Raw genomic sequence first — 6,285 nt, forward strand, 5'->3', positions numbered from 1 at the left:
ACGGCGTGGCGGTGGTGGTCGATCCTTATCCACCAATGCTCTGGCATGATGCCTGACACCGCCAGTGGATGTGTCCTGCCCGCTGGACAGCCCGGCTCACAAGGCGGCCGCCAACTCCCGCGAGGCCAGCCCCTCCAGCGGCAGGGCCTCCATCCGCTCGCCCAGGGCATGGCGCTTGCTTCCCGGATAGATGACGTAGAGCCGGGCCAGCGCATGGTCTGCGCGGTGCTGGAAATCGCCGGACCCGGGGGCGGCCACCAGCATGGTATCACGCAGCGCGTGATGGATCGCCTCCAGCATGAACTCGATGAAGCCGGTGGATTGCCCGGCATGATCCGCTTCGGCCAGGGCATGGTGATAGACCTCCTGGTGCTGCCGGACGACCTCCTCCACAGGCACGAACTCGAAGATTGGATCCACCCTCATCAGCAAACGCGTCCGCCAGAGGCGGCCCATCCGCCCGTTGCCGTCTTCGAAGGGATGGATGAACTCCGCCTCGTAGTGGAAGACACAGCTCTTGATCAGGTCCAGGTCCGTGTCCTGCCGGAGGTAGGTGAACAGGTCCTCCATCAAGCCCGGCACCCGCTCGGGGGCGGGCGCCAGATGCTGCAGCTCCGCTCCCTGCCAGACGCCCACCGACTGGCTGCGCCACTTGCCGGCCGAGGCGACCAGTCCATTCATCAGCACGTGGTGGGCCTTGAGAAAGTCCACGGGGGACAAGGGATCGAGGTCGGCAAGTTGATTGTAGGCGTGAATGGCGTTCTGGACCTCGAGAATGTCCTTGGCGGGCCCCGCCACCCGGTGTTGCTCCAGCAGCGCCGTCACCTGGTCGGGCGTGAGGGCGTTGCCTTCGATGGCCAGCGAGGAGTGGATCGTCTTGATGCGATTGCGCTTGCGCAGTGTCGCATCGGGTCTGGACAGCCGCAGGCTGCGGCAGATGCCCAGGCTCCCGCCGATCTCACCGTACAACTGCAGGATGCGCTGGCTGATCTCGTAGGGCGGTTTCATGATGTGGTCATGATAGCATCAACTGATACGATCAATAAGTGAACTTGGGACTTGTCGGCACGGCTCTGGCATCGTGCCTGCCACTGGATGGGGGGAGTCGATCTGTTCGTCCAGCCATGGCGCTGCCACGCCTGGGCGGACGTCCATTTCCTTTCACCAGCGCTGGACGGGCAAAGCCGGTCAGTAATCGGTCACGGTGCGGCGCAGCCGCTCCAGCACCGGACCCGGCTCGGCGCGGAAGACCTGGCCCGTGATCGCCTCACAGGCCTCGATGTACTTCTGGGCGGTGGAGACGCGCACCTCGTCGGTGATCTCCGGCGGCGGCCCATCCCCCGTGAAGCCGCGGTCGGCCAGCCAGGTGCGCAGGTGGTCCTTGTCGATGCGGCGCTGCTCGGCGCCCTGCTCGAAGAGGGCCTGGTAGCTGTCGGCGTACCAGAAGCGGCTGGAGTCGGGGGTGTGGATCTCGTCCATCAGGGTGACGCGCCCATCCTTCAGCCCGAACTCGTACTTGGTGTCGACAAGAATGATGCCCTGGCGCGCCGCCACCTCCACGCCGCGGCGGTAGAGGGCCAGGCTCAGCTCCACCAGCTCGTCCATCACGCGCCGGGGCAGGATGCCGCGCGCCACGATCTCGGCGGGGGAGACGCTCTCGTCGTGCTCGCCCTGGGCCGCCTTGGTGGAGGGCGTGACGATGGGCGCGGGGAGGCGCTCGTCCTTGCGCAGGCCCTCGGGCAGGTGGTTGCCGCAGAAGTCGCGCACGCCTTTTTGGTAGTGCGTCCAGGCGCTGGTGGAGGTGTTGCCCGTGATGTGGCCGCGCACCACCATCTCCACGAGCAGGGGCTGCAGGTCCTGCACGACGATGGCGTTGGGGTCGGGCACGGCCAGGATGTGGTTGGGCACGAGATCCCGTGTCGACTCGAACCAGAAGTTGGCCAGCTGGGTGAGCACCTGGCCCTTGAAGGGGATGGTGGCCAGCACGCGGTCGAAGGCGCTGACGCGGTCCGTGGTGACGATGAGGCGGCGGCCCTCCCGCGCCCAGGATTCGCGCACCTTGCCGTGGTGCCGCTCGCCGGGGAGGTCCAGGTCCACGGCGTCCAGGGTGTGGGCCAGCTGCGTGCGAATGGCGCTCAATTCCATGGTGCCCTCCCTGAAGCAAGCTCTGGTCAACACGCAATCGATATCGATATCGATATCGATATCGAAAGAGATCCCGATCGCGATCAAAAATCGCAGTTGCCCGGTGTGCGCGGGAAAGGCACCACGTCGCGGATGTTCTCCATTCCCGTGACGTACATGATGGCCCGCTCGAAGCCCAGACCGAAGCCGGCGTGGGGCGCGCTGCCGAAGCGCCGGCTCTCCAGGTACCACCAGTAGTCCGCCTCGGGCAGGCCCATCTCGCGGATGCGGGCCAGCAGCAGGTCGTGGCGCTCCTCGCGCTGGCTGCCGCCGATGATCTCGCCCACGCCCGGCACCAGCAGGTCCATGGCGGCGACGGTGCGCCCGTCGTCGTTCTGCCGCATGTAGAAGGCCTTGATCTCCTTCGGGTAATCGATGACGAAGACGGGGCGCCCCACATGCGTCTCCGTCAGCCAGCGCTCGTGCTCGGTCTGCAGGTCCATGCCCCAGCTCACGGGGAACTGGAAGGCCTGGCCGGAGCGCTCCAGCAGGCGCACGGCCTCCGTGTAAGGGATCGTCTCGAAGGAGGTGCGGGTCAGCTCCTCCAGGCGCGCCACGATGCCGGGCTTCACCCACTGGTCGAAGAAGGCCATGTCCTCCGGGCAGTGCTCCAGCACCTGGGCGATGATGAACTGGAGGAAGTCCTGGGCCAGGCGCGCGTCGTCCGCCAGGTCGTGGAAGGCCATCTCCGGCTCGATCATCCAAAACTCGCTGGCGTGGCGGGTGGTGTTGCTGTTCTCGGCGCGGAAGGTGGGGCCGAAGGTGTAGATGTTGCCCAGGGCCAGGGCGAACATCTCGCCCGAGAGCTGGCCGCTCACCGTCAGGTTGGTCTGGCGGCCGAAGAAGTCCTGGGCCCAGTCCACCTCCCCGCTCTCCGTGCGCGGTGGATCGGTGGGGCTGAGCGTGCTGACGCGGAACATCTCGCCGGCGCCCTCGCAGTCGCTGCCCGTGATGATGGGCGTGTGCACCCAGATGAAGCCCCGCTCGTGGAAGAAGCGGTGGATGGCGAAGGCCAGCTGGTGGCGCACGCGGAAGACGGCGCCGAAGGTGTTGGTGCGCGGCCGCAGGTGGGCGATGGTGCGCAGGTACTCGAAGGAGTGGCGCTTCTTCTGCAGCGGGAAGCTGCCGTCGCAGGGGCCGATCAGCTCCGCCTCCTCCGCCTTCAGCTCCACCGTCTGGCCCTTGCCCTCGCTGGGCGCCAGGGTGCCGCGCACCCGCAGGCAGGCGCCGGTGAGCACGCGGCCGATCTCCTCGAAGTTGGGCAGCGCCTCCCCGCTGTAGACCACCTGGAGGCCCTTGAGGCAGGAGCCGTCGTTCAGCTCGATGAAGGAGACGGCCTTGCCCGGGCGGTTGGTGCGCACCCAGCCCATCACCGTGATGGTCCGTCCGACATGCTCCGGGCGCTGCAGCGCCTCCTTGATGGGGGTCCGGTCCTGCATGGTCTGTCCTTCCAGCTGTCCGCCGCGAAGGTACCAACTCCGAGCCGCCGGCGCGGCATGGCCGACGGGGTGGCCGCCCGGCCGTCGCCCCGGGTGGCCGCTTTGTTATCATGTCAACAAGTCAAGCGGGAGAACAGGGCATGGATCGGCAGGGCATCGCGGCGATCGTGGGAGAGGCCTTGGCGCAGGGGCACGACACCCTGCTCGAGTCGGAAGTCTACCGTCTGCTGGAACTGGCCGGGCTGCCCGTGCCGGCCTGGCGCGCCCTGCCGCCCGGCGGGGAGCTGGACGAGACCTGGCTGGCCGCCCTGCCCGGCCGCCGCGTGGCGCTCAAGGTCCTCTCCCGGCGCATCCTCCACAAGAGCGACGTGGGAGGCGTGCGGCTGCTGCCCAAGGATCCGGCTGCCGTGCGCGAAGCCATGGCCGCCATGCTGGAAGGCGTCCCCGCCGCCTGGCAGGACTACGAGCGCCGGCGCGGGCGCTCCTCCGACCGCGACCCGGCGGTGGAGGGCCTGCTGCTGGTCGAGGGCGTCGACTACCCCGCCGAGCTGGGGCGCGAGCTGCTGCTGGGGGCGCGGCATTCCCGCGAGTTCGGCCCGGTGGTGACGGTGGGGATCGGCGGGACGGACGCCGAGTTCCTCTCAGCGCGGCTGGAGCCGGGGCGTGGGCATGCCATCCGCAGCGCCCTGCTGCTGGATCGCGCCGGCATCCGCCGCATGCTGGAGCAGACCCTGGTGGTGGAGCGCCTCACCGGCCGTGCCCGCGGCCGCGACCGCGTGATGGAGCTGGCGGCGCTGGAGGAGGCGGTGGCGGCCTTCCTTCGCCTCGTCACGCTCTTCTCGCCGCTGGACGAGGAGGCGCCCGCCCACCTCGAGGAGCTGGAGATCAACCCGCTGGTGGTGGCGGCGGACGGCCGCCTACTGCCCCTGGACGGCCTCATGCGCATCGCCCCGCGCCGTCCCCTGCCGCCCGCCCGGCCGGTGGAGAAAGTGGAGCGGCTCCTCCACCCGGCCAGCGTGGCCCTGGTGGGGGTCTCGCAGAAGATGAACGTGGGGCGGATCATCCTCCAGAACCTGCTGGACGCCGATTTCCCCACCGAGCGCCTCCACATCATCAAGCCCGATGCGGACGAGATTGCCGGGGTGCGGTGCTGGCCGCGGCCCACCGACCTGCCGGAGAAGGTGGACCTGCTGGTCCTGGCCGTCAGCGCGGAGCAGGTCCCCGCCGAACTGGAGGCCATCTGCGCGGCGGATTGCGCCGAGACGATCATCGTCATCCCGGGCGGCATCGCGGAGAAGGAGGGCGGCCAGGCCATCCAGGCGCGCATCGACGCTGTCATCGCCCGCGCCCGCACCCTGCCCGGCGGCGGGCCGGTCATCAATGGCAGCAATTGCCTGGGCGTCTACGACCGGGAGGCGGGGGTCAACACCCTCTTCATCCCCGAGTACAAGCTGCCCCGCCCCGTCCGCGCCAAGGGCGCCACCCCCGGCCGCGTCGCCCTGCTTTCCCAGTCGGGCGCCTTCATGATCTGCCGCATGTCCCGCCTGGCCGACCTGGATCCGGTCTACGCCGTCTCCTACGGCAACCAGATGGACCTCACCCTGGGCGACTACCTTGAGGCGCTGGTGGGTGACGAGGCGGTGGACACGGTGGCCTGCTACGTGGAGGGCTTCGCCGACCTGGACGGCCTGAAGACGGCCCGCCTGGCCCATGCCCTGACCCTGGCCGGCCGTCGCGTCATTCTCTACAAGGCCGGCCGCAGCGCGGAGGGACAGAGCGCCAGCGCCGGCCACACGGCCTCCATCGCCGGCGATTATGAGACCTGCCGCCAATTGCTGCCCGAGGTGGGGGTCGAACTGGCCGAGACCTTCGACGACTTCGAGCATCGGGCCCGGCTGGCCCGCGCCCTGGGACCGTGGCGTGGACCGCGGGGGCGGGCGGCGCGGGTGGCGGTGGTTTCCAACGCGGGCTTCGAATGCGTGGGAATCGCCGACAACCTGGCCGCCGCCGATGGGCGGCTGGAATTGGCCGTCCTGGCCGAGCGGACGCGCGACCGGCTGCGCCGGGCCTTTGTCACGGCGCGGCTGGACAGCCTGGTGGACGTGCGCAATCCCCTCGACCTGACGCCCATGGCCACGGACGCCGCCTGGGGCGAGTGCGTGAGCGCCCTGCTCGAGGATCCGGGGGTGGACGCCGCCATCATTTCCATTGTGCCGCTCACGGCGGCCATGCAAACCCTGCCCGTCGGCGCGGGGCACCGCGAGGACCTCGCCTCACCCGACGCCATTGCGGCGCGCCTGGCGCAGCTCAAGCATGAGATGGACACGCCCTTTGTTTGCGCCGTGGACTCAGGCGTGCTCTTCGATCCACTGGTGCGGCAGTTGGAGGGAGCGGGCATCCCGGTCTTCCGCCACGCCGACGAGGCGACGCGCTGCCTGCGGCGGCATCTGACCGGTCAATAGGGCCGGTCCGGGCCGACCGGCGGAGGCCTTGGAGACCGCATCAGTAGCCCGGCCGTCGACCGCCAATTCCTTGCGGCGCAAGCGCCGCCTCTTCCCGCTTTCTTTTCGCGAAAAGAAAGCGGGGCAAAGAAAAGGCTCGCAGACCCTGACCTGCGGTGGGTGTGACACGCGCGGGGTCGCGCGTATGAGGACTTTGTGGG

4 protein-coding genes are annotated in these 6,285 nt (G+C 69.1%); 1 reads left to right on the forward strand and 3 read right to left on the reverse strand.

Features of this window, described 5'->3' with window-relative positions; translation table 11 throughout:
• Window positions 1-96 precede the first annotated feature (96 nt).
• The 3 genes from Q8O14_15210 to asnS form a co-directional block, all read right to left on the reverse strand.
• Complete coding sequence (locus tag Q8O14_15210; GenBank protein MDP2362076.1) at window positions 97-1,008, reverse strand: Fic family protein; 912 nt, start codon at window positions 1,006-1,008, stop codon at window positions 97-99.
• A 180-nt stretch (window positions 1,009-1,188) separates the two neighbouring features.
• The gene (locus Q8O14_15215) at window positions 1,189-2,145 is read right to left on the reverse strand and encodes a phosphoribosylaminoimidazolesuccinocarboxamide synthase (GenBank protein ID MDP2362077.1); all 957 of its coding nucleotides are present in this window, start codon (window positions 2,143-2,145) and stop codon (window positions 1,189-1,191) included.
• Window positions 2,146-2,228: 83 nt separating this feature from the next.
• The gene (asnS, locus tag Q8O14_15220; protein MDP2362078.1) at window positions 2,229-3,623 is read right to left on the reverse strand and encodes an asparagine--tRNA ligase; all 1,395 of its coding nucleotides are present in this window, start codon (window positions 3,621-3,623) and stop codon (window positions 2,229-2,231) included.
• Between the two features lie 140 nt (window positions 3,624-3,763).
• Here asnS and Q8O14_15225 point away from each other — a divergent pair, with 140 nt between their 5' ends.
• On the forward strand, window positions 3,764-6,085 hold the full coding sequence (locus Q8O14_15225; GenBank protein ID MDP2362079.1) for an acetate--CoA ligase family protein: 2,322 nt from the start codon (window positions 3,764-3,766) through the stop codon (window positions 6,083-6,085).
• Window positions 6,086-6,285 lie beyond the last annotated feature (200 nt).

The sequence above is a fragment of the bacterium genome, from assembly GCA_030685015.1.
Taxonomy (GTDB): Bacteria; CAIWAD01; CAIWAD01; order CAIWAD01; family CAIWAD01; genus CAIWAD01.

Coding starts and splice junctions, on each gene's coding strand:
- asnS (MDP2362078.1), bottom strand. CDS start 3,623: ATGCAGGACCGGACCCCCATCAAGGAGGCGCTGCAGCGCCCGGAGCAT.
- Q8O14_15215 (MDP2362077.1), bottom strand. CDS start 2,145: ATGGAATTGAGCGCCATTCGCACGCAGCTGGCCCACACCCTGGACGCC.
- Q8O14_15210 (MDP2362076.1), bottom strand. CDS start 1,008: ATGAAACCGCCCTACGAGATCAGCCAGCGCATCCTGCAGTTGTACGGT.
- Q8O14_15225 (MDP2362079.1), top strand. CDS start 3,764: ATGGATCGGCAGGGCATCGCGGCGATCGTGGGAGAGGCCTTGGCGCAG.